General features: G+C 64.5%; 30 protein-coding genes and 1 riboswitch. Of the genes, 29 read left to right on the plus strand and 1 reads right to left on the minus strand.

All coding sequences use genetic code 11. The annotated features are described in order from the left end of the window. The coding region (locus tag VGL01_RS07235) for an ABC transporter ATP-binding protein/permease (RefSeq protein ID WP_331568180.1) at positions 1 to 1,580 on the minus strand (1,580 nt) is incomplete at its 3' end. A gap of 355 nt (positions 1,581 to 1,935) precedes the next feature. Next, a riboswitch (TPP riboswitch) is annotated at positions 1,936 to 2,068 on the plus strand. Between the two features lie 134 nt (positions 2,069 to 2,202). Here VGL01_RS07235 and VGL01_RS07240 point away from each other — a divergent pair. The 29 genes from VGL01_RS07240 (at position 2,203) to tatC (ending at position 24,001) form a co-directional block, all read left to right on the plus strand. Then, on the plus strand, positions 2,203 to 3,360 hold the full coding sequence (locus tag VGL01_RS07240) for an FAD-dependent oxidoreductase (RefSeq protein WP_331568181.1): 1,158 nt from the start codon (positions 2,203 to 2,205) through the stop codon (positions 3,358 to 3,360). A gap of 62 nt (positions 3,361 to 3,422) precedes the next feature. Beyond that, positions 3,423 to 3,620: a sulfur carrier protein ThiS gene (gene thiS / locus VGL01_RS07245; RefSeq protein ID WP_331568212.1), complete on the plus strand. Its 198-nt coding sequence runs from the start codon at positions 3,423 to 3,425 to the stop codon at positions 3,618 to 3,620. A 45-nt stretch (positions 3,621 to 3,665) separates the two neighbouring features. After that, positions 3,666 to 4,475 carry a thiazole synthase gene (locus tag VGL01_RS07250; RefSeq protein WP_331568182.1) on the plus strand — a complete coding sequence of 270 codons (810 nt, stop codon included), beginning with the start codon at positions 3,666 to 3,668 and terminating at the stop codon, positions 4,473 to 4,475. Between the two features lie 10 nt (positions 4,476 to 4,485). Beyond that, entirely contained in the window at positions 4,486 to 5,592 is a 1,107-nt protein-coding gene (thiE, locus tag VGL01_RS07255; protein WP_331568183.1) for a thiamine phosphate synthase, read from the plus strand. 89 nt (positions 5,593 to 5,681) lie between these two features. Beyond that, entirely contained in the window at positions 5,682 to 6,509 is an 828-nt protein-coding gene (locus VGL01_RS07260; RefSeq protein ID WP_331568184.1) for an ABC transporter ATP-binding protein, read from the plus strand. Further along, positions 6,506 to 7,282, plus strand: coding sequence for a lipid asymmetry maintenance ABC transporter permease subunit MlaE (mlaE, locus tag VGL01_RS07265; RefSeq protein ID WP_331568185.1), 777 nt, complete (start codon positions 6,506 to 6,508; stop codon positions 7,280 to 7,282). The genes VGL01_RS07260 and mlaE overlap by 4 nt, the downstream gene beginning before the upstream one ends. 59 nt (positions 7,283 to 7,341) lie before the next feature. Continuing rightward, entirely contained in the window at positions 7,342 to 7,926 is a 585-nt protein-coding gene (mlaD, locus tag VGL01_RS07270; RefSeq protein ID WP_331568186.1) for an outer membrane lipid asymmetry maintenance protein MlaD, read from the plus strand. A gap of 61 nt (positions 7,927 to 7,987) precedes the next feature. Further along, complete coding sequence (locus tag VGL01_RS07275) at positions 7,988 to 9,037, plus strand: VacJ family lipoprotein (RefSeq protein WP_331568187.1); 1,050 nt, start codon at positions 7,988 to 7,990, stop codon at positions 9,035 to 9,037. 138 nt (positions 9,038 to 9,175) lie between these two features. Then, positions 9,176 to 9,820: an ABC transporter substrate-binding protein gene (locus VGL01_RS07280; RefSeq protein WP_331568188.1), complete on the plus strand. Its 645-nt coding sequence runs from the start codon at positions 9,176 to 9,178 to the stop codon at positions 9,818 to 9,820. A gap of 8 nt (positions 9,821 to 9,828) precedes the next feature. Then, on the plus strand, positions 9,829 to 10,131 hold the full coding sequence (locus VGL01_RS07285) for an STAS domain-containing protein (protein ID WP_331568213.1): 303 nt from the start codon (positions 9,829 to 9,831) through the stop codon (positions 10,129 to 10,131). 223 nt (positions 10,132 to 10,354) lie between these two features. Beyond that, the gene (locus VGL01_RS07290) at positions 10,355 to 11,281 is read left to right on the plus strand and encodes an ABC transporter ATP-binding protein (protein ID WP_331568189.1); all 927 of its coding nucleotides are present in this window, start codon (positions 10,355 to 10,357) and stop codon (positions 11,279 to 11,281) included. After that, complete coding sequence (locus VGL01_RS07295) at positions 11,278 to 12,063, plus strand: ABC transporter permease (RefSeq protein ID WP_414720190.1); 786 nt, start codon at positions 11,278 to 11,280, stop codon at positions 12,061 to 12,063. Before VGL01_RS07290 ends, VGL01_RS07295 begins: the two co-directional genes overlap by 4 nt. A 13-nt stretch (positions 12,064 to 12,076) precedes the next feature. Then, positions 12,077 to 12,316 carry a BolA family protein gene (locus VGL01_RS07300; protein ID WP_331568190.1) on the plus strand — a complete coding sequence of 80 codons (240 nt, stop codon included), beginning with the start codon at positions 12,077 to 12,079 and terminating at the stop codon, positions 12,314 to 12,316. A 34-nt stretch (positions 12,317 to 12,350) separates the two neighbouring features. Beyond that, positions 12,351 to 13,667, plus strand: coding sequence for a UDP-N-acetylglucosamine 1-carboxyvinyltransferase (gene murA / locus VGL01_RS07305; RefSeq protein WP_331568215.1), 1,317 nt, complete (start codon positions 12,351 to 12,353; stop codon positions 13,665 to 13,667). Then, entirely contained in the window at positions 13,664 to 14,329 is a 666-nt protein-coding gene (gene hisG / locus VGL01_RS07310) for an ATP phosphoribosyltransferase (RefSeq protein ID WP_331568191.1), read from the plus strand. The genes murA and hisG overlap by 4 nt, the downstream gene beginning before the upstream one ends. Before the next feature lie 52 nt (positions 14,330 to 14,381). Further along, a complete protein-coding gene (gene hisD, locus VGL01_RS07315; protein WP_331568192.1) occupies positions 14,382 to 15,704 on the plus strand; it encodes a histidinol dehydrogenase in 1,323 nt (440 codons plus the stop codon). Between the two features lie 11 nt (positions 15,705 to 15,715). Further along, complete coding sequence (gene hisC, locus VGL01_RS07320) at positions 15,716 to 16,789, plus strand: histidinol-phosphate transaminase (protein ID WP_331568193.1); 1,074 nt, start codon at positions 15,716 to 15,718, stop codon at positions 16,787 to 16,789. 90 nt (positions 16,790 to 16,879) lie between these two features. Continuing rightward, on the plus strand, positions 16,880 to 17,467 hold the full coding sequence (gene hisB, locus VGL01_RS07325; RefSeq protein ID WP_331568194.1) for an imidazoleglycerol-phosphate dehydratase HisB: 588 nt from the start codon (positions 16,880 to 16,882) through the stop codon (positions 17,465 to 17,467). 39 nt (positions 17,468 to 17,506) lie between these two features. After that, entirely contained in the window at positions 17,507 to 18,127 is a 621-nt protein-coding gene (locus VGL01_RS07330) for a MarC family protein (RefSeq protein WP_331568195.1), read from the plus strand. Continuing rightward, positions 18,124 to 18,765, plus strand: a complete 642-nt coding sequence (gene hisH / locus VGL01_RS07335) for an imidazole glycerol phosphate synthase subunit HisH (protein WP_331568196.1) — start codon at positions 18,124 to 18,126, stop codon at positions 18,763 to 18,765. Before VGL01_RS07330 ends, hisH begins: the two co-directional genes overlap by 4 nt. Before the next feature lie 141 nt (positions 18,766 to 18,906). Beyond that, entirely contained in the window at positions 18,907 to 19,659 is a 753-nt protein-coding gene (hisA, locus tag VGL01_RS07340) for a 1-(5-phosphoribosyl)-5-[(5-phosphoribosylamino)methylideneamino]imidazole-4-carboxamide isomerase (RefSeq protein WP_331568197.1), read from the plus strand. A 94-nt stretch (positions 19,660 to 19,753) separates the two neighbouring features. After that, positions 19,754 to 20,527 (plus strand): imidazole glycerol phosphate synthase subunit HisF, encoded by a 774-nt coding sequence (hisF, locus tag VGL01_RS07345; protein WP_331568198.1) that lies wholly within the window; start codon positions 19,754 to 19,756, stop codon positions 20,525 to 20,527. 18 nt (positions 20,528 to 20,545) lie between these two features. Further along, complete coding sequence (hisI, locus tag VGL01_RS07350) at positions 20,546 to 20,953, plus strand: phosphoribosyl-AMP cyclohydrolase (RefSeq protein WP_331568199.1); 408 nt, start codon at positions 20,546 to 20,548, stop codon at positions 20,951 to 20,953. Positions 20,954 to 20,967: 14 nt separating this feature from the next. Continuing rightward, positions 20,968 to 21,330: a phosphoribosyl-ATP diphosphatase gene (locus VGL01_RS07355; protein ID WP_331568200.1), complete on the plus strand. Its 363-nt coding sequence runs from the start codon at positions 20,968 to 20,970 to the stop codon at positions 21,328 to 21,330. Between the two features lie 52 nt (positions 21,331 to 21,382). Next, on the plus strand, positions 21,383 to 21,775 hold the full coding sequence (locus VGL01_RS07360) for a hypothetical protein (protein ID WP_331568201.1): 393 nt from the start codon (positions 21,383 to 21,385) through the stop codon (positions 21,773 to 21,775). A 28-nt stretch (positions 21,776 to 21,803) separates the two neighbouring features. After that, entirely contained in the window at positions 21,804 to 22,166 is a 363-nt protein-coding gene (locus VGL01_RS07365) for a histidine triad nucleotide-binding protein (protein WP_331568202.1), read from the plus strand. A gap of 140 nt (positions 22,167 to 22,306) precedes the next feature. Continuing rightward, positions 22,307 to 22,552 carry a Sec-independent protein translocase subunit TatA gene (tatA, locus tag VGL01_RS07370; RefSeq protein WP_331568203.1) on the plus strand — a complete coding sequence of 82 codons (246 nt, stop codon included), beginning with the start codon at positions 22,307 to 22,309 and terminating at the stop codon, positions 22,550 to 22,552. 45 nt (positions 22,553 to 22,597) lie between these two features. Beyond that, positions 22,598 to 23,125 (plus strand): Sec-independent protein translocase protein TatB, encoded by a 528-nt coding sequence (gene tatB, locus VGL01_RS07375; protein ID WP_331568204.1) that lies wholly within the window; start codon positions 22,598 to 22,600, stop codon positions 23,123 to 23,125. Positions 23,126 to 23,203: 78 nt separating this feature from the next. Then, the gene (gene tatC / locus VGL01_RS07380; RefSeq protein ID WP_331568205.1) at positions 23,204 to 24,001 is read left to right on the plus strand and encodes a twin-arginine translocase subunit TatC; all 798 of its coding nucleotides are present in this window, start codon (positions 23,204 to 23,206) and stop codon (positions 23,999 to 24,001) included. Positions 24,002 to 24,066 lie beyond the last annotated feature (65 nt).

The raw sequence follows: 24,066 nt of genomic DNA on the forward strand, positions 1-24,066 counted from the left end.
GGCTTGTGCAGCAGCACGCGCGCGGCTGCGAGCCGCTGCTGCTCGCCGGGAGACAGCACGCGCGTCCAATGCGCCGATTCGCCGAGACGCCCGATGTAATCTTCGAGCCGGCAACTGACGAGCACCTCGCGACAGGCATTCTCGGTGAAGGTGTCCGCGGCGGCGGGGTAGGCGAGTGCGGCTTTCAATGTACCGATGGGCAGATAGCTTTGCTGCGGCAGGAACATCGTGCGCGCGCCGACGGGTACGTCGATACTGCCCTCGCCGAAGGGCCACAGGCCGGCGAAGGCGCGCAACAGTGTGCTCTTGCCCGAACCCGATGCACCGCGCACGAGCCAGCGGGCGCCCGGCTCGATGACGATGTCGCCGATCGTCGCGAGCGGCGTCCCGTTCGGCAGCGCAAGTTCGAGATCGTGCGTGCTCAGCGCGCTTGCATCGACGTAGTGCAGATTGATGCCGCCATGTGCGGTGGCGGGCGAGACCGATTCGCGCAGATGCGTGCTTTGCACGACGCGGCTGAATTCGCGCAACCGGTTGACGGTGGCGCGCCATTCGACGAGCGACGAGTAATTGTTGATGAACCATGAGAGCGAGCCGCTGACCGTGCCGAAAGCGTCCGCGATCTGCGTCAGCACCCCGAACGTGAACGCACCGGCGAAATAGCGCGGCGATGCGACGATGTACGGAAAAATGATGGCCGCCTGCCCATAAAAATTCGTGACGAAATTGAGGCGCCGCGTGTACGTCATGATGCGCCACCAGTTGTCGCGGATCCTCGCGAAGATGTTTTGCGCGTTGCCCTCTTCGGTTCGAACACCGTCGTATAGCGCGATCTGCTCCGAGTTCTCGCGCACGCGAATGAGTCCGTAACGGAAGTCGGCTTCGACGCGCTGCTGCTGATAATTGATCGAAACGAGCGGATGCCCAACCTTATGCATCAGGTACGAGCCGCCGATCGCATAGATCACTGCCGCCCAGACCATATAACCAGGCACGGTCCATGCCGAGCCGGCGAAATGGAAGTTCAGCGCGCCGCCGATCGTCCAGAGGATGGTGATGAACGAGACCAGCGTAACGACTGTCGATAACAGGCCGAGCGACAGATCGAGCGTGTTGGTGGCGAGCGATTGCAGATCGTCGCTGATCCGTTGGTCGGGGTTGTCAGCGAGTCGATCGCGTTCGATACGGTAGAACGCGAGGTCGCCAAGCCAAGTCTTCAGATAGCGGTTCGTCAACCACTGGCGCCAACGGAACCCGAGCATTTGCCGCAGGTAGGTACGATAGACGGCCAACGTGATGAACACGAAGGCCGCAACGGTGAATTGGATCAGCAACTGCCAAAAATGCGGGCTGTCTTTCGCCACCATCGCATTGTTGAACTTCGCGTACCACTGGTTGATCCAGACGTTGAATCCGACGATCGTCAGGTTGATGAGGATGATCGTCACCAACAAACCCCAGGCGGCCTTCCAATCCTCCGAGACCCAGTACGGTTTGATGAGCCCCCAGGCCGAGGTCGACGAGGGTTGGGGCGGCGCACCGTTGCGGGCAGGGACGGGATTGAGAGATGAGGCAGTCATAGGTCTTCCGAACGGTGTTTCCGAATCAGTTGCGCCAGCCGACGGCAGGCGTACGGGCGCTTCGACGATGCGCGGCACGGTACGCGGTTACCGCGGATTCTTGCGCGGAGCGCTTAAGCGAGTCTTAATGGCGGCGGCCCGCGCGTTCCATGCCTGGTATCGCACACCGACACCGACCGTGCGCGTGGTTGGCGAAAAGCAAAAGCGTGTCACCCGCGTGCCGCGATCGGACATTGTGCCAGAGAGCGGTGAGCCAACCTTTCGCGCAGCGTCCGAGCGCAAAAAAGGGCGCGTTGGCGGCGCCGCGTCATTGCGCCGCGTTTGCGGCCGCTCGCGCTTTTATGGTCTAATGGCCGCGACGAAACAGGGGTGCTTCGCTGGAAGTGGATAGGGTTCGAGCTGTTCGGACCGTTCCGTGGCGAGGCTGAGAGAGACCCTTCGCACCCGATCCGGGTAATACCGGCGCGGGAAGTTTCAGGAACACGCTTATAGCGTGGGATGCCGTGTCGCGGCATCTTTTTCTCCGCCGAAAGCATCGGTTGCGTCGATGCCGCCGGCCGGCCTCACCCGCCGGTTTCGTCCTTGGGTACGCGCAGTTCGCCGTACAGAAAGGATCGATCCGATGAGCGTTCAATCTTCAGTCGTTGTTTCAGGAATCCCCGATTTCGCCGTGCTCGGCGGCGGGCTCGCCGGCCGGCTAGTGGCCTGGCAACTCGCGGGCGAGGGGCACCGCGTCGCGCTCTACGAGCGCGGCGACGCGTCGGGGACGGCCTCGGCGGCCTGGGTCGCCGCCGCCATGCTGGCGCCGCTGGCCGAGGCCGCGAGCGCCGAGCCGCTCATCGTCGAGCTCGGCCAGGCCTCGCTCGACGCTTGGCCACGGATCCTTGCCGCGCTGCCGGCACCGGTCTTTTTCCAGCGCAACGGCACACTCGTGGTCTGGCACCGTAACGATCGGCCCGAAGCGGCGCTGCTCGAACGGCGCGTGCACGCCAACGCGCCGCGCACGCTCGCGGGCGGCAGCCGCGTTGCGACGCTCGATGCCGCGCAGCTCGCGGCAGCCGAGCCCGCGCTGGCCGGCCGCTTTGGTCAGGGGCTGCTGCTGCCCGACGAGGGCCAGCTTGACAACCGCCAGACGCTGGCCGCGCTGGCCGCGGGGCTGAACGAGCGCGGGGTGGACGCGCACTGGAACACCGCCGTCGACGAGGCGGCGCGGCCGAGCGCGCGAATCACGATCGATTGCCGCGGGCTCGGCGCGAAGGCGGCGTTGCCCTCGCTGCGTGGCATTCGCGGCGAAGTCGCGCGCGTGCATGCGCCCGGTATCGCGCTGACGCGCCCCGTTCGCATGCTTCATCCGCGCTATCCGATCTACATTGCGCCGAAGGAACACGATCTGTTCGTGATCGGCGCCACGGAAATCGAAGGCGAGGACCGCTCGCCGATGAGCGTGCGCTCCGCGCTCGAGCTGCTGAGCGCGGCGTTTGCCGTGCATCCGGCGTTCGGCGAGGCGCGCATTCTGGAACTCAACACGCAATGCCGTCCCACGCTGCCCGATCACCTCCCTTCGATCGTCTGGGACGGTGCGAGTACCCTCGCCGTCAACGGTCTTTACCGGCACGGCTTCATGATTGCCCCCGAAGTGGCGAGTACAGCGACCGGACTGGCCACCGCGCTGCTGAGCGGCCGTGTCGCCGATGCGGAAGGCTTTGGGCAATGGCGCAGCGAAGCGCGCTGGGCGCCCATGCTGCATCTCGCGGGCGAGCGTGCGGCGCTTGCGATATGAGCACGATGACGCGTACCCCACAGGAAAAGACCGAGCAACTCCATCGTCGGACCGTTCGAATCATGGAAATTCAGATCAATCAGAAGTCTCTTTCCCTTCCCGACGGCGCGACCGTAGCCGATGCGCTCGCCGCGTTCGGCGCGCGGCCGCCGTTCGCCGTCGCGCTCAACGGGCAGTTCGTCGCACGCACGCAGCATCCCGAGCGCGCGCTCAACGCCGGCGATAAGCTCGATATCGTGCATCCCGTCGCGGGCGGCTGATGACCTTTTTGCCGCTAACATCCATTACGTCTTGAGGATCTTGCGATGATTTCCGCTTCCGCCGCCGATTCGCTCACGCTCTACGGCACCGCTTTTGCCAGCCGTGTGCTGCTGGGTACGTCGCGCTATCCGTCGCTGCGCGCGCTGTCCGATTCGATCGAAGCAGCGCGACCCGGCATGGTCACCGTGGCGCTGCGGCGCCAGATGCAGGCCGAGACCGCCGAGGCCGGCTTTTTCGATCTGCTCAAACGCCACGCTGTGCCGCTGTTGCCGAATACGGCCGGGTGCCAGACGGTCGACGAAGCCGTGACGACGGCGCACATGGCCCGCGAGGTGTTCGAAACGGATTGGATCAAGCTCGAGGTGATCGGCGACGACTACACGCTGCAGCCCGACCCGCTGGCGCTGATCGAAGCCGCGGCCCGGCTCGTGAAGGACGGCTTCAAGGTGCTGCCTTACTGCACGGAGGACCTGGTCATCGCCCGGCGTCTGATCGATGCGGGCTGCGAGGCGTTGATGCCGTGGGGCGCGCCCATCGGAACCGGCAAGGGCATCGTCAATCCTTATGGGCTTCGCACGCTGCGTCAGCGACTGCGGGACGTGCCGCTCATCGTCGATGCGGGACTCGGCGTGCCGTCGCACGCGTGCCAGGTCATGGAATGGGGCTTCGACGGTGTGCTGCTCAACACCGCTGTCTCGCAGGCGACCGAGCCGGCCGTCATGGCGCGCGCATTCGCGATGGCCGCCGAGGCCGGGCGGGCCGCGTATCTCGCCGGTCCGATGGACGAGCGCGATAGCGCGCAGGCGAGCACGCCGGTGGTCGGCATGCCGTTCTGGCACCAGGATCAAGGCTGAGGCATCGCATATGAGCCGTACCCTTGCGTTCGCGGATCGTGAAATCTTCTGGCCACCCGCCGACGAACTGATCGAAGCGGCCGAGCGTATCCGCGCGCGCCTCGGCGAGTGGCCGCGCGGGGAGGCGCTCTGGCGGATCTGTCTGACGCCGCCCGATGCGCCCGGCGCGGGCGATTTGATCGTCGCCGCGGTGGACGAAAGCGGCGCTGCGCCAGCCCGGTCCGCGTGGCTCGCTGCCGGCGCAGGGGTGATCGAGACGTCGGCCGAGGGCGCCTGTTTAGTGTTGGGCGAGGCGCGCTATCCGCTCTCCGGCACCCTCGCCGAAGACTGGCTCGCCGCGCTCGCGAGCTTCCTCGATTGTGGCTTCGCCCCGCACGACGCGCTCGTATTGGCCATGGCGTGGCGCGACGGCGACGAAACGCGCGGCGACGATGCGTGGCCTGACCAACTCGACCGCTTTCCGCGCGTTGGCGCGCTGCCGCCCGCGCCGACGCAGCGCTTCGCTGATTGCCCGTCGCGGCTCGGCCTGTATGCGGTCGTGCCGAGCGCCGAATGGGTGGAGCGCGTCGCGGCCCTCGGTGTACGCACCATCCAGTTGCGGGTCAAGGATGCCCCGGCGGCGCGGCTCGCCGATGAGATCGCAAAGAGCGTCGAAGCGGGACAGCGCCACGGCGCGCGCGTTTTCATCAACGATCACTGGCGCGAGGCGATCGCCGCGGGGGCGTACGGCGTTCATCTGGGGCAGGAGGATCTCGATACCGCCGAGCTGGGCGCGATCGCGTCCGCGGGTTTGCGGCTTGGACTGTCGACGCACGGCTACTACGAGATGCTGCGGGCGCTGCACTATGCCCCGAGCTACCTCGCTTTCGGCGCCGTTTTTCCGACGGCGACGAAGACAGTGGCGAGCGCGCCACAAGGTCTCGCGCGGCTTGCGCGCTATGCGCGGGTGATCGGCCCGAAGGTGCCCCTCGTCGCGATCGGCGGCATCACGCGCGACACGCTTGCCGCCGTGCTCGATACGGGCGTGGGCAGCGCGGCCGTCGTGAGCGCCGTGACGGGGGCGCCCGACCCGGCCGAGGCCGTGGCCGCGCTCGAGCGAATCTTTGCGGACCGGTGAGCGTTTTGCACTTGGAAAGTTGGGTGTCACGGCAACGTTCTCGCTGAGGCCCTATAATTCGGCTTCCGCGTAAAAGGAGCCGCCGCTTCGTGCCGCCTACATCCGCTGAGCCCATTCTCGAGCTGCGTAACGTCGATTTCGGCTATGACGAGGATCGTCTCGTCCTTGCGAACCTGAACATGCGCTTCATGCGCGGGCAGGTGGTCGCCGTCATGGGCGGCTCGGGCTGCGGCAAGACTACCGTGCTGCGCCTGATCGGCGGGCTCGAGCGAGCTCGCCGAGGCGAGGTGCTGTTCCACGGGCGGGACATGGGCAAGGAGAGCCGGGAAGGCCTTTACGCCTTGCGCCGCAAGATGGGCATGCTGTTCCAATTCGGTGCGCTTTTCACCGATATGTCGGTGTTCGAAAACGTCGCGTTCGCGCTGCGCGAGCACACGGATCTGCCCGAAGCTTTGATTCGCGATCTGGTTCTCATGAAGCTCAACGCTGTGGGCCTGCGCGGCGCGCGCGATCTCGCGCCATCGCAGATCTCGGGCGGCATGGCGCGGCGCGTGGCGCTTGCGCGCGCAATCGCGCTCGATCCGGAGTTGATGATGTACGACGAGCCGTTCGCCGGCCTCGACCCGATTTCGCTCGGCATCACGGCCAATCTCATCCGTACGTTGAACCGGGCGCTCGGTGCCACCTCGATTCTCGTGACGCACGATGTCCCCGAATCGTTCGCCATTGCCGATTACGTCTACTTTCTGTCGAACGGCGCGGTGCTTGCCGAAGGAACGCCGGCCGAGCTGCGGGAGTCGGTCGACCCCTCGGTGCGGCAGTTCATCGACGGTGCGCCCGACGGCCCGTTTCGCTTTCACTATCCGACGCAAACGCCGCTCGATGCGGATTTTGGCCTCGGCGGAGGACGCGCATGATTGGTGCAATTGGAACGTTGGGGCACTGGGTGCTCGCGGGCATCGCGCGCGCCGGTTATGCCACCCGCATGTTCGTTCGCCTCGTGCTCGAGTTTTTCGCGCTCGTGCGCCGGCCGAATCTCGTCATCAAGCAGATTCTGTTCGTCGGCAATTATTCGCTCGTCATCATCGGGGTTTCCGGGCTCTTCGTCGGCTTCGTGCTGGGCCTGCAGGGCTATTACACGCTCAATCGCTATGGTTCCGAGCAGGCGCTCGGACTGCTCGTCGCGCTGTCGCTGGTGCGCGAACTGGGTCCCGTCGTGACGGCGCTGCTGTTTGCCGGGCGCGCGGGCACCTCGCTGACGGCGGAAATCGGTCTCATGAAGGCGGGCGAGCAGCTGACAGCGCTCGAAATGATGGCCATCGATCCACTCGCGAACGTCGTTGCACCGCGCATGTGGGCGGGCATCATCGCCATGCCGATACTCGCCGCGATCTTCAGCGCCGTCGGCATTCTCGGCGGCTATGTCGTAGGTGTGCTGATGATCGGCGTCGATTCGGGGGCCTTCTGGTCGCAGATGCAAGGCGGGGTGCAAGTCTGGGCGGACGTCGGCAACGGCGTCGTCAAAAGCGTGGTGTTCGGCTTTGCCGTCACATTCATCGCGCTGTTTCAAGGCTATGAGGCAAAAGCGACCCCCGAAGGGGTCTCGCGGGCGACCACCCGCACAGTCGTCTACGCCTCGCTCGCCGTACTCGGACTCGATTTTCTGCTGACGGCGTTGATGTTCAACTGACGCAGTCCATATCGCACCGCTGGCACGATTGGCGCCTGCGCGAGCGCGCTTCTTTTGGGATGACGATGAAAAAGACTGTTCTCGACTTCTGGGTCGGTTTGTTCGTGGTGCTCGGTTTCATCGCGCTGCTGTTCCTGGCGCTGAAGGCCGGGAATATGAGCTCACTCTCGTTTCAGCCGACGTACCCCGTGAAGCTCAAGTTCGACAATATCGGCGGGCTCAAGGTACGCGCGCCGGTGAAAAGCGCCGGTGTCGTCGTCGGACGCGTGACGTCGATCGGGTTCGACACGAATACCTATCAGGCGCTCGTCACGATCGACCTCGACAAGCAATTCGCGTTTCCGAAGGACACGTCGGCGAAGATTCAGACCTCCGGTCTGCTCGGAGAGCAGTACATCGGCCTGGAGCCGGGCGGCGACACCGAAATGCTGAAAGCCGGCGATACGATCACGATGACGCAATCGGCCCTCGTGCTCGAGAATCTGATCGGACAGTTTCTCTATGGCAAGGCGGCCGATGCGGGCGGTGCCAAAACGGCACCTGCGCCGGCTGCCGCGCCTGCAGCTCCTACCACCTTGCCCGCAGCTCCCGCGGCATCCGCCACGGCGCCGGCCAGTGCCGCGGCGTCGGGGGCGGGCGGTTGACGCGAACCTTTGACGCGGGCGGCAATGTGCCGCCCGGGACCGATCATCACGGAGAACAATAATGCAGACCACGCGCGCCAAAAACGTGACGCTGGCAATAGCGGTGGCGATGCTCGCCGGGTGTGCGTCGGTTCAGACGCCCACCCCGGGCGACCCACTGGAGAGCGTGAATCGCGGCGTGTTCAAGTTCAACGATACGCTCGACACCTATGCGTTGAAGCCGGTCGCGAAGGGCTACCAGCAGGTCGTGCCGGAACCGGTGCGCAGGAGCGTCACGAACTTCTTCTCGAACATCGGCGATGTCTATATCGCCGCGAACGAGTTGCTGCAGCTGAAAATCGCGGACGGCGTCGGCGACATCATGCGTGTGACGATCAACACGCTGTTCGGCGTGGGCGGCCTGTTCGATGTCGCGACGCTGGCGAAGCTGCCCAAACATGCTGCGGACTTCGGGATCACGCTCGGCCATTATGGCGTGCCGTCGGGTCCGTACCTCGTCCTGCCGTTGCTGGGGCCCAGCACGGTGCGCGATGCAACGGGCCTCGTCGTCGATTACTATGGCAATCCGCTGACGTACGTGCAGCCGTCTTCAGTGAGCTGGGCGCTGTATGGACTGAATCTCGTCAATACGCGCGCCAACTTGCTGACGACGGTCGACGTGCTGTCGGGCGCCGCGCTCGACAAGTATTCGTTCGTCCGCAATGCCTATCTGCAGCGGCGCCGCTTCCTGATCACGGGTGGCGACGGCGACGGTGCCCAACTGCCGAACTACGATCAGTCGCTGCCGAAGTACGACGACGATGGCGCGGCGCCTGGCGCTGCTGCGCCGGGGGCCGGTGCCGCCGTGACGCCGGGTGGCACCGGCGCCACCGGTGCCGCCGGTGCGGCAGCGCCGGCATCGGCTGCGGCTCCGGCTTCGGCCGCGGCGCCGTCCGCTACCGAACCGGCGGCGGGCGAGCCGGCCTCGGGCGCGCAGCCGGCCGCGCCGGCCTCGGCGGCGTCCGCGACAGCGGTACCGGCACCGCTGGGTGGACCCGATGGAACGGTGCCCGGCCAGCAGTACGTGCCGCCGCCGCAACGCACGGGCTTGCCGATCATTCGTCTGAAGTGACGCGTTGCGGTAACACTTCGACACGAATCTTGCGAGGCCGTGTGACATGAATCCTGCCGAGCCGTGCAAGATGCGGGCTGAACTTGCACGATTCGGCGAGGCTCCAACCTCAGCGTTTCTTCGATATCAGGGTTGACGATGAAAAAATTCTTTCTGATTCCTCTTTTCGCGATGCTCCTTTCGTTTGCCGGTGCGGCGTTCGCCCAGACGAACGCCGGCGGCGTCGATACGAGTTCGCCTGACGTCATGATCAAGACGGTCACCACCCAGGTGCTCGATACGATCCGTGCGGACAAGTCGATCCGCTCGGGCGATATCAACCGCATCACCGAGGTGGTCAACAAGCAGATCCTGCCCTACACGGACTTCCGCCGCACGACGCAACTGGCGATGGGCCGTGCGTGGCGCCAGGCGACGCCGGAGCAGCAAGATCAGATGGTCGAGCAGTTCAAGATGCTGCTGATCCGCACCTACGCTGGCGCGCTGTCGCAATTCCGCGATCAGCAGGTTCAGTTCAAGCCGTTCCGCGCGGCGCCGACCGATACCGACGTCGTCGTGCGTAGCGCGGTGATCAACAACGGGCAACCGGTCGAGCTCGACTACCGTCTCTACAAGACCCCGCAGGGCTGGCGCGTCTACGATCTGAACGTTGCCGGCGCATGGCTCATCCAGGCGTATCAGCAGCAATTCGCCCAGAAGATCAACGAAAGCGGCGTGAGCGGCCTGATTCAGTTCCTGACCGACCGCAACCAGCAGCTTGCCGCCGGCAAGCAGCCGACGTGAGCACCCCGATGAGCCGCTTTGCCCTGGGCACGGCGCTCACCCATGCGAGCGCGAAAAGCGCGCTCGCGGCCGGCTTGACGAGCATTGCGGGCGGCGCGACGGGAGTGGACTGCGCCGCGCTCACCGAATTCGATTCATCGGCACTCGCGGTGCTGCTCGCGTGGCAGCGCGCCGCCGAGGCGCGTGGCAGCGCGTTCGAGATCATCAATGTGCCGCAGGGGCTGGCAAGCCTCGCCGCGGTGTACGGTGTGGACGCCCTTCTGGCGGCGCGACACCGCTCGTCCCCCGAAGGCGTCGCGGCCCCGCTCTGAGCCGCATGCGCGGCGCCGCCGCGGCGCAATGGTCCGACGGTCCACGGCCACGCGCGCCAAGTGGGCCGCCTCGACTTGGCCTATAATCAACCGTTTTTTCGGGCATGCGATCGCCCCGGTTTTTTCCGGGATGCGACGCGGCGCTGCCGTGGCGCCAGCCCGGCGATCAGGTCCAGTCACGTCTAAACAAAGGCGCGCCACTCGCGAAAGGCCGCGCACATCCATGTCAGCGATAGAAATCCGCAACGTCAAGAAGCGCTATAAGGCGCTGCAAGCGCTCAAGGGCGTCAGCTTGACGATCGACGAAGGCGAATTTTTCGGCCTGCTCGGCCCGAACGGCGCAGGCAAGACCACGCTCATCAGCATCCTTGCCGGATTGGCGCGGGCGGACGAAGGTAGCGTCGCCGTGCTCGGCCACGATGTCGTGTCCGATTTCCGCGGCGCGCGGCGCTCGCTCGGCGTCGTGCCGCAGGAGCTCGTGTTCGATCCCTTTTTCACCGTGCGTGAAACGCTGCGCATTCAATCGGGCTACTACGGCCTGCACCGCAACGATGAATGGATCGACGAGGTGATGGCTCATCTCGATCTCACCGAAAAGGCCGATGCGAACATGCGCGCGCTGTCGGGCGGCATGAAGCGGCGCGTGCTCGTCGCGCAGGCGCTGGTGCACCGGCCGCCCGTGATCGTCCTCGACGAGCCCACGGCAGGTGTCGACGTCGAGCTGCGGCAAACGCTCTGGAAATTCATTTCGCGGTTGAACCGCGAAGGGCACACGATCGTGCTGACGACTCACTATCTGGAAGAAGCCGAGTCGCTGTGCGGCCGCATCGCGATGCTGCGCCGCGGGGAAGTCGTGGCCCTCGATCGCACGCGCGACCTGCTCGCGCGTTTCGCCGGCATGCAGCTTTTTCTGCGCTTGTCCGCGGGGGTCTTGCCGGCGGAGCTGCGCGCGCTCGAGGTCGACGCGGCGCCGCCGGGTGCGCGCGAGCATCTGTTGCGTCTCGCGAGCTATGACGATGTGGAGCCGATTCTCGCGCGCTGTCGCGAACAAGGCTGCACGTTCGACGAGATCGACGTACGGAAGGCGGACCTGGAGGACGTTTTCGTCCAACTGATGAGCGGCCCGGAACTGGTGGAGGGACTGGCATGATGTCCCACCACACTCAGGCTCGCGGCATGACCGGCTTTCGGACGCTCTTTTACAAAGAGATTCTGCGTTTCTGGAAGGTCTCGTTCCAGACGGTGCTCGCGCCCATCGTCACGGCATTGCTCTATCTGACGATCTTCGGCCACGCGTTGCGCGGACGTGTCGAGGTCTATCCCGGCGTCGAATACACGAGCTTTCTGGTTCCGGGCCTCGTCATGATGAGCGTGCTGCAAAACGCGTTTGCCAACAGCTCGTCGTCGCTGATCCAGTCGAAGATCACGGGTAATCTCGTCTTCGTGCTGCTACCGCCGCTCACGCACTGGGAGATATTCGGCGCTTACGTGCTTGCATCCGTCGTGCGCGGACTCGCGGTCGGGGCGGGCGTATTCATCGTGACGATCTGGTTCGTGCCGATGACATTCGCGTCGCCGCTTTATATCGTGCTCTTCGCCGCATTCGGTTCGGCGATTCTCGGCACACTCGGCCTCATCGCCGGTATCTGGGCCGAGAAGTTCGATCAGCTCGCGGCGTTCCAGAACTTTCTGATCATGCCGCTCACGTTTCTCTCGGGCGTGTTCTACTCGACGCATTCGCTGCCCGAGCTCTGGCGGCATGTGTCGCGGCTCAATCCGTTTTTCTACATGATCGACGGTTTCCGCTACGGCTTTTTCGGCGTGTCCGACATCGATCCGCTTGCGTGCCTGGCCGTCGTTGCCGTTTTCTTCGCGCTGATCGCCGCGCTCGCGATGCGTCTCATCGCGTCCGGCTACAAGCTGCGTTATTGAGGAGTCATGAACCATGTTGCCGACACCCGACGAGGTCAAGCAATATATCGCGGCCGGACTGGCCTGCACCCACCTCGAAGTCGAGGGCGACGGTCAGCACTTTTTTGCGACGATCGTCTCGGACGCCTTCGAGGGCAAGCGCCCGATCCAGCGTCACCAGCTCGTCTACGCGGCGCTGGGCGAGCGCATGAAGGCGGAAATCCACGCGCTGAGCATGAAGACGCTGACGCCGGCGGAATGGCGAAACGCATAATCCAGGAAACGTAGTGCGCATTACACAAGACGATATGGCGGCAGCCGGCAGCGGCGCCGCGCGCGAGGGACAGCTCGGCATGGATAAACTTTCGATCGAAGGCGGCCGCCGCCTTTCTGGCGAATTGAGCGTTTCGGGCGCCAAGAACGCGGCCTTGCCGATTCTCTGCGCGAGCCTGCTCGCGGCCGATCCGCTCGAGCTTGCGAACGTGCCGGACCTCAAGGATGTCCGCACGACACTGACGCTGCTCGAACAGATGGGCGTACGGGCTCGGTTATCGGGCGGCACGGTGTCGCTCGATGCTACGCATGTCGACAAGCCGGTCGCGCCTTACGAACTCGTGAAAACGATGCGGGCGTCGATTCTCGTGCTCGGACCGCTCGTGGCCCGCTTCGGCACGGCGAAAGTGTCGCTGCCGGGCGGCTGCGCCATCGGTGCGCGGCCGGTCGATCAGCACATCAAGGGCTTGCAGGCGATGGGCGCCGACATCAGCATCGAGCATGGCTACATCGAGGCGCGGGCGCGCCGGTTGAAGGGCGCGCGCATCGTGACCGATATGGTCACGGTGACTGGAACCGAAAATCTGCTGATGGCGGCCGTGCTCGCCGACGGCGAGACGATTCTCGAAAACGCCGCGCGCGAGCCCGAGGTCGGCGATCTGGCGCATCTGCTCGTGGCGATGGGAGCGAAGATCGACGGCATCGGTACCGATCGGCTCGTGATCCAGGGTGTCGAGAAGCTGCATGGCGCGCGTCACGCGGTGATCCCCGACCGGATCGAAGCCGGCACGTTCCTGTGCGCCGTCGCGGCGGCAGGGGGCGACGTCATGCTGCGCGACGTGCGCCCGAGTACGCTCGATGCGGTCACGGCCAAGCTGCGTGAGGCCGGCGTGACGATCGAAGAGGGCGACGACTGGCTGCGCGTTCGGATGGACAGGCGCCCGAGCGCCGTCAGCGTGCGCACGTCGGAGTACCCGGCGTTCCCGACCGATATGCAGGCCCAGTTCATGGCGCTCAATGCGATTGCCGAAGGCAGTGCGCAAGTCATCGAGACGATCTTCGAAAACCGCTTCATGCACGTGCAGGAATTGAACCGCCTCGGCGCCCATATCGCCATCGACGGCAATACGGCGCTCGTCACGGGCGTGCCCGAACTGTCGGGCGCGACGGTCATGGCCACCGACCTGCGGGCCTCGGCGAGCCTCGTGATCGCCGGCTTGACGGCGCAAGGCGAGACCATTGTTGACCGCATCTACCATCTCGATCGAGGCTACGATCGGATGGAGGACAAACTCACGCGCATCGGCGCGAACGTGCGCCGCGTTCCTGCGCATTCCGGAGCTCGCGCATGACTGCCGAACCGTTGACGCTCGCGCTCTCGAAGGGGCGCATTTTCGAAGAGACGATGCCGCTCCTGGCGGCAGCCGGCGTCGAGGTATCGGAAGACCCCGAGACTTCGCGCAAGCTGATCCTGCCGACGAGCGCCGGCAACTTGCGCGTCATCATCGTGCGCGCGACCGACGTGCCGACCTACGTCGAGTACGGCGCAGCCGATTTCGGCGTCGCGGGCAAGGATGTGCTGCTCGAGCACGGCGGCGGCGGTTTGTACCAGCCCGTCGATCTGAACATCGCGCGTTGCCGCATGTCGGTCGCCGTGAAGGCGGGCTTCGATTACGCGAACGCGGTGCGCCAAGGCGCCCGTCTGCGCGTGGCGACGAAGTACGTGCAAACGGCCCGCGAGCATTTCGCGGCGAAGGGTGTGCACGTCGATCTGATCAAGCTCTACGGCTCGATGGAACTCGCGCCGCTCGTCGGGCTGGCCGATGCGATCGTCGACCTCGTCAGCTCGGGCGGAACGCTGCGCGCGAACAATCTCGTCGAGGTCGAGGAAATCATGGAGATCTCTTCGCGCCTCGTGGTGAACCAGGCTGCGCTCAAGCTCAAGCGCGCGGCGCTCAAGCCGTTTCTCGACGCGTTCGAACGCGCCTCGAAACGAGGCACGGCGCCCGCGTAAGCGGTGCGACGAGCCGACTTGGCAACGCGCGCCTTACCGAACGGATACCAGCATGTCTTTGAAGATTCGCAAACTCGATTCGAGCGCCGCCGATTTCGACGCGACGCTCGCGGCGGTGCTCGCCTTCGAGGCGAGCGAGGATGAAGCGATCGAGCGCTCTGTTGCACAGATTCTCGCCGACGTGAAAGCGCGCGGCGATGAAGCCGTGCTCGAGTACACCAACCGCTTCGATCGGCTCGGCGCCACCAGCGTGGCAGCGTTGGAGCTGCCCCCTGCCGCGCTCGAAGCGGCGCTGGAGGGCCTTCAGCCGAAACAGCGTGCCGCGCTCGAAGCGGCGGCCGCGCGTGTGCGCGCCTACCACGAGAAGCAGAAGATCGAATGCGGCAGCCATAGCTGGCAATACACGGAAGCCGACGGCACGGTGCTCGGTCAGAAAGTCACGCCGCTCGATCGCGCCGGCATCTATGTGCCGGGCGGCAAGGCCGCCTATCCGTCCTCCGTGCTGATGAACGCCGTACCGGCGCGCGTGGCCGGCGTACGCGAGATCGTCATGGTCGTGCCGACCCCCGACGGCGTGCAAAACCCGCTCGTACTGGCGGCTGCGCTCTTGGGCGGAGTCGATCGCGTCTTCACAATCGGCGGCGCGCAGGCGATCGGCGCGCTTGCATACGGAACGGAGACGGTGCCTGCCGTCGACAAGATCTGCGGTCCCGGCAACGCGTACGTGGCGTCGGCCAAACGACGCGTGTTCGGCACGGTGGGCATCGACATGATCGCCGGACCGTCGGAGATCCTCGTGCTGTGCGACGGAACGACGGATCCCCGCTGGATCGCGATGGATCTTTTCTCGCAGGCCGAGCACGACGAGCTCGCACAGTCGATCCTGCTGTGCCCGGACAAAGCATTCATTGCGCGCGTGGAGGAGGCGATTGCCGAACTCCTGCCGACGATGCCGCGCCGCGATGTGATTCAGCGTTCGCTCGAGGGCCGTGGCGCGCTCGTCAAGGTGCGCGACATGGCCGAGGCCTGCTCGATCGCGAACCGGATCGCGCCGGAGCACCTCGAGATTTCGGCGCTCGACGCGCAACAGTGGGCGAAGGAAATCCGTCATGCCGGAGCGATCTTCATCGGCCGCTTCACGAGCGAGAGCCTCGGCGACTACTGCGCCGGCCCGAATCACGTGCTCCCGACCTCGCGTACCGCGAGATTTTCGTCACCGCTCGGCGTCTACGATTTCTTCAAGCGCTCGAGCGTGATCGAAGTCAGCGCCGAGGGCGCGCAAACGCTCGGCGAGATCGCGGCGGAACTCGCGTATGGGGAAGGCCTGCCGGCGCATGCCAAGAGCGCCGAGTACCGCATGAAGCAAACCGGCTGAGAGCGACGACAATGACCCGACCGCAAGACATCATCCGCCCCGACGTGCTGGGCATGACGAGCTATCCCGTTCCCGATGCAACGGGGCTCGTCAAGCTCGATGCGATGGAAAATCCGTTCACGCTGCCCGAGGCGCTCGCCACGGAGCTCGGCGAACGCCTTGCTGGCGTGGCGCTCAATCGCTATCCGGCGCCGCGTCCGGCCGCGCTCATCGAAAAACTGAAGCGGGTAATGGGTGCGCCCGCGGGCAGCACCGTGCTGCTCGGCAACGGCTCCGACGAGATCATCAGCATGATCGCCGTCACCTGTGCGAAGCCGGGCGCGAAGCTGTTGGCGCCTGTGCCCGGCTTCGTCATGTACCAGATGTCGGCGAAATTCGCGCAGCTCGAATTCGTCGGCGTGCCGCACCGGCCCGATCTGACGCTCGATACCGACGCGATGCTGGCCGCGATCGCCGAGCACGCGCCGGCCATCGTCTATCTGGCCTATCCGAACAACCCCACCGGCACGCTGTACCCGGATGCCGATATCGAGCGGATCATCGCGGCGGCGACCAAAAGCCTCGTCGTCATCGACGAGGCCTACCAGCCGTTCGCCCAGAAAAGCTGGCTTTCGCGCGTACTGCAGTTCGACAACGTCGTGGTGATGCGCACCGTGTCGAAGCTCGGGCTGGCGGGAATCCGGCTCGGCTATCTGGTGGGCTCGCCCGCCTGGCTCGACGAGCTCGACAAGGTTCGCCCGCCGTACAACATCAATGTACTGACGCAGGCGGCGGCCGAGTTCATGCTCGATCATGTCGAGGATGTGCTGGAAGTCCAGGCCGCCCGGTTGCGTGCCGAGCGCGAGACGCTTGCGCAGGCCATCGCAGCGTTGCCGGGCACGACCGTGTTCCCGAGTGCAGGCAATTTTCTGCTCGTGCGGGTGCCTGACGCCGACGCGGTGTTCGAAACGCTGCTGGCCGCGCGGGTTTTGATCAAAAACGTGGGTAAAATGCACCCGTTGCTGACCGATTGTGTGCGTTTGACCGTGGGTACGCCCGAAGAGAATGCCCAAATGCTGGCGGCACTCAAGCTCATATTGAAGTAAGTACTGAAAATTCGTGCCGTCGTCGCCCTGGGCGTACGGCGGCCGGCACATTTCGCCCCACACCCTTTGCAGTCAGATTCGAGGTTTTCCATGCGCGTAGCGGAAGTCGTTCGCAATACCAGCGAAACGCAGATCCGTGTCAAGGTCAATTTGGACGGTACCGGTCAGCAAAAGCTCGCTACCGGCGTGCCGTTTCTCGACCACATGCTCGACCAGATCGCCCGTCACGGCTTGATCGATCTCGAGGTCGAGGCGCAGGGCGACCTCCATATCGACGATCACCACACCGTGGAAGATACGGGTATCACGCTCGGCATGGCTTTCGCCCAGGCGGTCGGCGATAAAAAGGGTATTCGCCGCTACGGCCACGCCTACGTACCGCTCGACGAGGCGCTCTCGCGCGTGGTGGTCGACTTCTCGGGGCGGCCGCTGCTGGACATGCATGTGCCATTCACCCGCGCGCGCATCGGCACGTTCGATGTCGATCTGGCGAGCGAATTCTTTCGCGGCTTCGTCAATCATGCGAAGGTGACGCTCCATATCGACAATCTGCGCGGCGTGAACGCGCATCATCAGATGGAAACGGTCTTCAAGGCGTTCGGCCGGGCGTTGCGCATGGCCGTCGAACTCGACGAACGCGCGGCGGGGCAGATCCCGTCGACCAAAGGCACTCTTTAAAGCGAGGACGGCTCACCGGCGCGCGCGCCGCGCACACCGATGGATCTTCTCAAATCGTTTATTTCGCTGCTGGCGCTGATCAATCCGATCGGCGCCGTGCCGTTTTTCCTGAGCCTGACATCCGAACATTCGGAGGGTGAGCGGCGGCGCACGATTCGCATCGCTTCGATTTCGGTGTTTTGCGTGATTGCCGTCACGACGCTGCTCGGCCAGCAAATCATCGGCTTCTTCGGCATCTCGGTCGGCTCGCTGGAAGTCGGCGGCGGCATCATCATGCTGCTGATGGCTATCAGCATGCTCAACGCGCAGGTCGGCAACGCGCGCGCCACGGCGGAGGAGCGCGACGAAGCCGAATCGAAGAACAGCATCGCGGTCGTGCCGCTCGCGATCCCGCTGCTGACGGGGCCGGGTTCGATCAGTACGGTGATCGTCTATGCGGCGAGCGCGCATCATTGGTACGACCGGCTCGGGCTCGTGGCGATCGGCCTGGCCATCGCGGTCATCTGCTTCGGAACGCTGAGGCTCGCGGCGCCGATTGCCCGCTGGATCGGACAGACCGGTATCAATATCGGCACGCGGTTGATGGGTTTGATGTTGTCGGCGCTGGCGGTGGAGTTCATCGTCGACGGATTGAAGGCGTTACTGCCTAATTTGAGATGAAGACGTCAATTGCGATTGTGGATTACGGTATGGGCAACCTGCGCTCGGTGCAGCAGGCGCTGAAAAAGGCGGCCCCGGAAGCGGACGTGGCGATCGTTGATCGGCCCGAAGGCATCCGCACCGCCGATCGCGTCGTGCTGCCCGGCCAGGGCGCGATGCGCGACTGCATGCGCTCGTTGCGCGAATCGGGGCTCGAGGAGTCGGTGCTCGAGGCGGCGCGCACCAAACCCTTGATGGGCGTGTGTGTCGGCGAGCAGATGTTGTTCGACTGGAGCGAGGAAGGCGATACGAAGGGGCTGGGCCTGCTGCCCGGCAAAGTCGTGCGCTTCGAGCTCGATGGCCGGCTGCAGGACGACGGCTCGCGCTTCAAGGTGCCGCAAATGGGCTGGAACCGCGTCCGGCAGGCGGCGCCGCATGCGCTGTGGGACGGCGTGCCCGATGGCAGCTATTTTTATTTCGTGCACAGCTACTATGCCGTGCCCGACAATCGCGCTCATACGGCGGGGGAAACGGACTACGGCGGGCTGTTTGCGTCGGCAGTGGCCCGCGACAACGTGTTCGCGACACAGTTTCACCCCGAAAAGAGCGCCGAATCGGGGCTGCGCGTTTATCGCAACTTCGTGCACTGGAACCCTTGAATGTCGCGCTTTTTGCATCGAAATGACGGCTTGAGCGTCGAAAGAGTGTACTAAACTAGCGAGACGGTTCGCCGTGCGCCCGTATCCAGGCGCGCCGGCGGGCATCCACGATACCCAACCATCCAGACTTACGCGATTGCTATGCTGCTGATTCCCGCCATCGACCTCAAGGACGGTCAGTGCGTGCGCCTGAAACAAGGGGATATGGACCAGGCGACGATATTCTCCGAGGACCCTGCCGCGATGGCCCGTCACTGGGTCGAGCGCGGTGCGCGGCGGCTGCATCTCGTCGATCTGAACGGCGCATTTGCCGGCAAGCCGCGAAACGAGGAAGCGATCCGAGCGATCATCGAGGAAGTCGGTACCGAGATTCCCGTCCAGTTGGGCGGCGGCATCCGCGACCTCGAAACGATCGAACGGTACCTCGACGACGGTCTCTCGTATGTGATCATCGGCACTGCGGCCGTGAAGAATCCTGGTTTCCTGCAAGACGCCTGCACCGCATTCGGCGGCCACATCATCGTCGGGCTCGACGCCAAGGACGGTAAGGTCGCCACCGACGGCTGGAGCAAGTTGACGGGCCACGAAGTCGTCGATCTCGCGCAGAAATTCGAAGACTACGGTTGCGAATCGATCATCTACACCGATATCGGGCGCGACGGCATGCTCCAGGGCATCAACATCGATGCGACGGTACGGCTTGCCCGCGCGGTGAAAATCCCGGTGATCGCAAGCGGCGGTTTGTCCAGCCTGGCGGATATCGATTCGCTGTGCGAAGTCGAGGATGAAGGCATCGAAGGCGTCATCTGCGGGCGCGCGATCTATTCGGGTGATCTCGATTTCACCGCGGCGCAAACGCGCGCCGATACCTTGCGCGAATCGGACGACGCTTGAGCGTGCCGTACCCGCGCAACCCATCGCTCTCGAAAGGACGGCGCCGCCGGCTTTCGCGAAAGGGCGGCCCATCAGCAGCGGCACCTGCAACATCATGGCTCTAGCTAAACGCATCATCCCTTGTCTCGACGTGACCGCCGGGCGCGTCGTGAAGGGCGTCAATTTCGTCGAGCTGCGCGACGCGGGCGACCCCGTCGAAATCGCGCGCCGCTACGACGAACAAGGCGCCGACGAACTGACGTTCCTCGATATCACCGCCACGTCCGACGGGCGCGACCTGATTTTGCCGATCATCGAGGCCGTGGCTTCGCAAGTGTTCATTCCGCTCACGGTGGGCGGCGGCGTGCGTGCTGTGGAGGACGTGCGCCGGCTTCTGAACGCGGGGGCGGACAAGGTCAGCATGAATTCCTCTGCGGTGGCCAACCCCCAGCTCGTGCGCGATGCGTCCGATAAGCATGGAGCGCAGTGCATCGTCGTTGCGATCGACGCAAAGCGCGTCTCGGGTGCCGACGAGGCCCCGCGCTGGGAAGTCTTCACGCATGGCGGGCGCAAGGCGACGGGGCTCGATGCCGTCGAGTGGGCGCGCAAGATGGCCGAACTCGGTGCGGGCGAGATCCTGCTCACGAGCATGGACCGCGACGGCACGAAAAGCGGATTCGACCTGGCGCTGACGCGCGCTGTCTCGGATGCCGTGCCGGTGCCGGTGATTGCGTCGGGTGGGGTGGGCTCGCTGCAAGACCTGACCGATGGCGTTGTCGAAGGCCGTGCCGACGCCGTTTTGGCCGCCAGCATCTTCCACTACGGCCAGCATACGGTCGGCGAGGCCAAGCGCTTCATGGCCGCGCAGGGCATTGCCGTGAGGCTCTAGGATCGAGACGGTACGAACATGATTACACCCGACAAACCCTGGCTCGACAAAGTCCAGTGGGACGTGAACGGTCTCGTGCCGGTCATCGCACAGGAAGTCTCGACGAACGACGTGCTGATGTTCGCGTGGATGAACCGCGAGGCGCTTGCGAAAACGATCGAGACGGGCCGCGCGGTTTACTTCTCGCGTTCGCGTCAACGGCTCTGGTTCAAAGGCGAGGAGTCCGGCCACGTACAGCGTGTGCACGAAGTGCGGCTCGATTGCGACGAGGACGTGGTGCTTCTGAAGGTCGAGCAGGTATCGGGCATTGCCTGCCATACCGGCCGGCATTCATGCTTTTTCCAGAAATTCGAAGGCACCCTCGACGAGGGCGACTGGGTCGCCGTCGATCCGGTGCTGAAAGACCCCGAACAGATTTATCGATAATGGCCACCCAACCGATGCCTTCGACCGAAGATACGCTCGTCCGGCTTGCCGCGATCATCGACAGCCGCAAGGGCAGCGACCCCGAAAGCTCCTACGTCGCGCGGCTTTTTCATCGCGGTGACGACGCGGTGCTCAAGAAGATCGGCGAGGAGGCGACCGAGGTCGTTCTCGCCGCCAAGGACGTACGTCAGGGCGGCGCGCGTGTGGCGCTCGTCGGCGAGGTGGCGGACCTCTGGTTCCATTGCCTCGTCATGCTGTCGCATTTCGACTTGAGCCCGGCGGACGTCATCGCCGAACTCGAGCGGCGCGAGGGCATGTCGGGCATCGAGGAAAAGGCGCTCCGAAAGCGGCGCGAACGCGAGGAAAACGGCGGCTGAATCGGGCTGCCGGCCGATCGACGGCTTCATTGACGAAGCGAGGAGAGCCACGATGGATGACCCGCAAGGCGGACGGCCCCCGGCGGCTTATACGGGCACGATCGATGCCGATCGCGAGCGCAGCATTCGCACGCTGACCCACATCATTTATGGGCTCTATGCGCTGCACTGGTTCACGGGCGGTGTGTCAGGACTCGTCGCGATCATTCTCGACTATCTGAAACGCGGCGATGCGGCGGGCACGCCGTACGCCGATCACTTCCGATGGCAGATCCGCACCTTCTGGTTCGGTGTCGCGGGCTACATCATCGGCGGCGTTCTCGTTTTCGCGATAGTCGGATTTCCGATTCTGGCGGCCGTGTCGATCTGGATGCTCTATCGGATCGTCAAGGGTTGGCTGTATCTTTACGAAACGAAGCCGCTCGATCCGAGCGCCTGGTTCTGAGGCGGCGCATTGAACAACCGGGAAGACCATGAGCCACGAAAACTGTCTTTTCTGCAAGATCGCCGCCGGCGAAATTCCGAGCACGAAGGTCCACGAGGACGACGAGTTCGTCGCGTTCAAGGACATCCGCCCCGCGGCGCAAACGCATATCCTCGTCATCCCGAGACGACACATCGATACGCTGTCTCACTGCGTCGAAAGCGACGCACCGCTGCTTGGTAGAATGATGATTCTGGTGTCGCAGCTCGCCGATAAGCTCGGCTGCGCGTACACGGGCGGCGAGACAGGTTTTCGCACGGTCATCAACACAGGGCCGGGCGGCGGACAGGAGGTCTATCATCTGCACGCGCATCTGCTCGCGGGGCCGCGTCCGTGGCAACGGATGGGCTGACGTCCAACGTGTATTGCGCAGAACAAAAGGGTATGCGGGGTAGAGACGACGGAGCGCATGCGCGCTGATTGCGGCTGCAAGGCCGATGTTGCTTGGCCGGGCATGAATTTCCATGCAGCGGCGGGGTTCTGGAGATTTTCATGGGTTCGTTTAGCGTTTGGCATTGGCTGATCGTGCTGCTGATCGTGGCGCTGGTTTTCGGCACGAAAAAGCTGCGCAATATCGGCAGCGATTTGGGCAGTGCCGTGAAGGGTTTCAAAGAGGGCATGAAGGAACACGAGACACCGGGCCCGGCTGCGAATGGCGGCGAGCATCCCGAGTTGCCGACCGCGCGCACGGTCGACGTCGAGGCGAAGGAAAAAACCCGTTCGGGCGACTACCGCTGATGCGCGGAGTGACGCTGCGAGGCCTGCCGGGATAGAACGACAACCATGCTCGACCTCGGTCTCACCAAAATGGCGCTGATCGGCGTGGTCGCGCTGGTCGTGCTCGGCCCCGAGCGGCTGCCCCGTGTGGCGCGTACCGCCGGGGCGCTGTTCGGTCGCGCACAGCGCTATATCAACGACGTCAAAGCCGAAGTTACGCGCGAAATCGAGCTCGACGAATTGCGCCGCATGAAGAGCGAGTTCGAAGCCGCCGCGCACAACGTCGAAAACACGATTCACGAAAACGTCCGGCGCCACGAAGCCGAGCTCAACGAGGCCTGGCAGGCCGGCACGAGCGTTTCGCCGAGCATCGCCGGCGGTGGCGGGGCGTCGGACGGCTCCGACAGTGGGGTGTCCACGTGGTCGCGCGGCCCGGCGCTCGCCGAAAAACGCCGCAACTGGCGGGCGAAGCGTTTGACGACGCCCACTTGGTACAAACGGGCGACGGGACGGCGCACGCATGTGCTCTCCGGGGCGGCGCGCGTCGCGCGCCATACGCCAGCCAGCCTGCGCCGGCCGCGGCGCTTTCTCTGACCGGATGGGCATGCCCTTGACGCTTCCCGTCTTCGAGCGTGCGATGCCACGCTTTTCGAATTTCCAACGAGGGCCGGCGTGAGCGACCCGAAACAGAACCAGGACCACGACCCGGAGCAGGGCGACAATTCGCAAGAGACGTTCATCTCGCATCTCGTCGAACTGCGCGACCGCATCATCCGGGCCGGCATCTCCGTCATCGTCGTATTCGTTGCGCTCGTCTATTGGGCCCCCGATATTTTCCGGCTGCTGGCCCGGCCGCTGATGCAAAACCTGCCGAGCGGCGGCAAGATGATCGTCACCGACGTCACGGGCTCGTTTTTCGTGCCGATGAAGGTGACGATGCTCGTTGCATTCGTCATAGCGTTGCCGGTCGTGCTCTATCAGATCTGGGCTTTCGTTGCGCCCGGCCTCTATCAGCACGAAAAGCGGCTCATCGCGCCACTCATCGGCAGCAGCTATTCGCTTTTTCTCTGTGGCATGGCGTTCGCCTACTTCGTCGTGTTCCCGACGATTTTCCGTGTCATGGCGCATTACAACGCCCCGCTCGGCGCGGAGATGTCGACCGACATCGACAACTATCTGAGCTTCGTGCTGACGATGTTTCTTGCGTTCGGCGTGACCTTCGAGGTGCCGATCGTGGTCGTGCTGCTCGTGCGCATGGGTTTGCTGACGGTGAAAAAGCTCAGGGAAATCCGCCCTTACGTGATCGTTGGCGCATTCGTGGTGTCGGCCGTCGTCACCCCGCCCGACGTGTTCTCGCAGCTGATCCTGGCCGTGCCGCTCATCGTGCTCTATGAGGCTGGGATCATTGCGGCGCGGCTCCTCGTGGGCAAGGCGCCACCGGTAGCGGACGGCGAGAACGCCGCTAGCTGAAAGCCCGCGGGCGGCTGAAGTCGAGCCAGCCGCGGCGCAAACGGGCCCCGGCCCTGGCCCTTTCC

This window comes from Trinickia sp. (assembly GCF_036503415.1).
In the GTDB taxonomy this organism is placed as follows: Bacteria; Pseudomonadota; Gammaproteobacteria; order Burkholderiales; family Burkholderiaceae; genus Trinickia.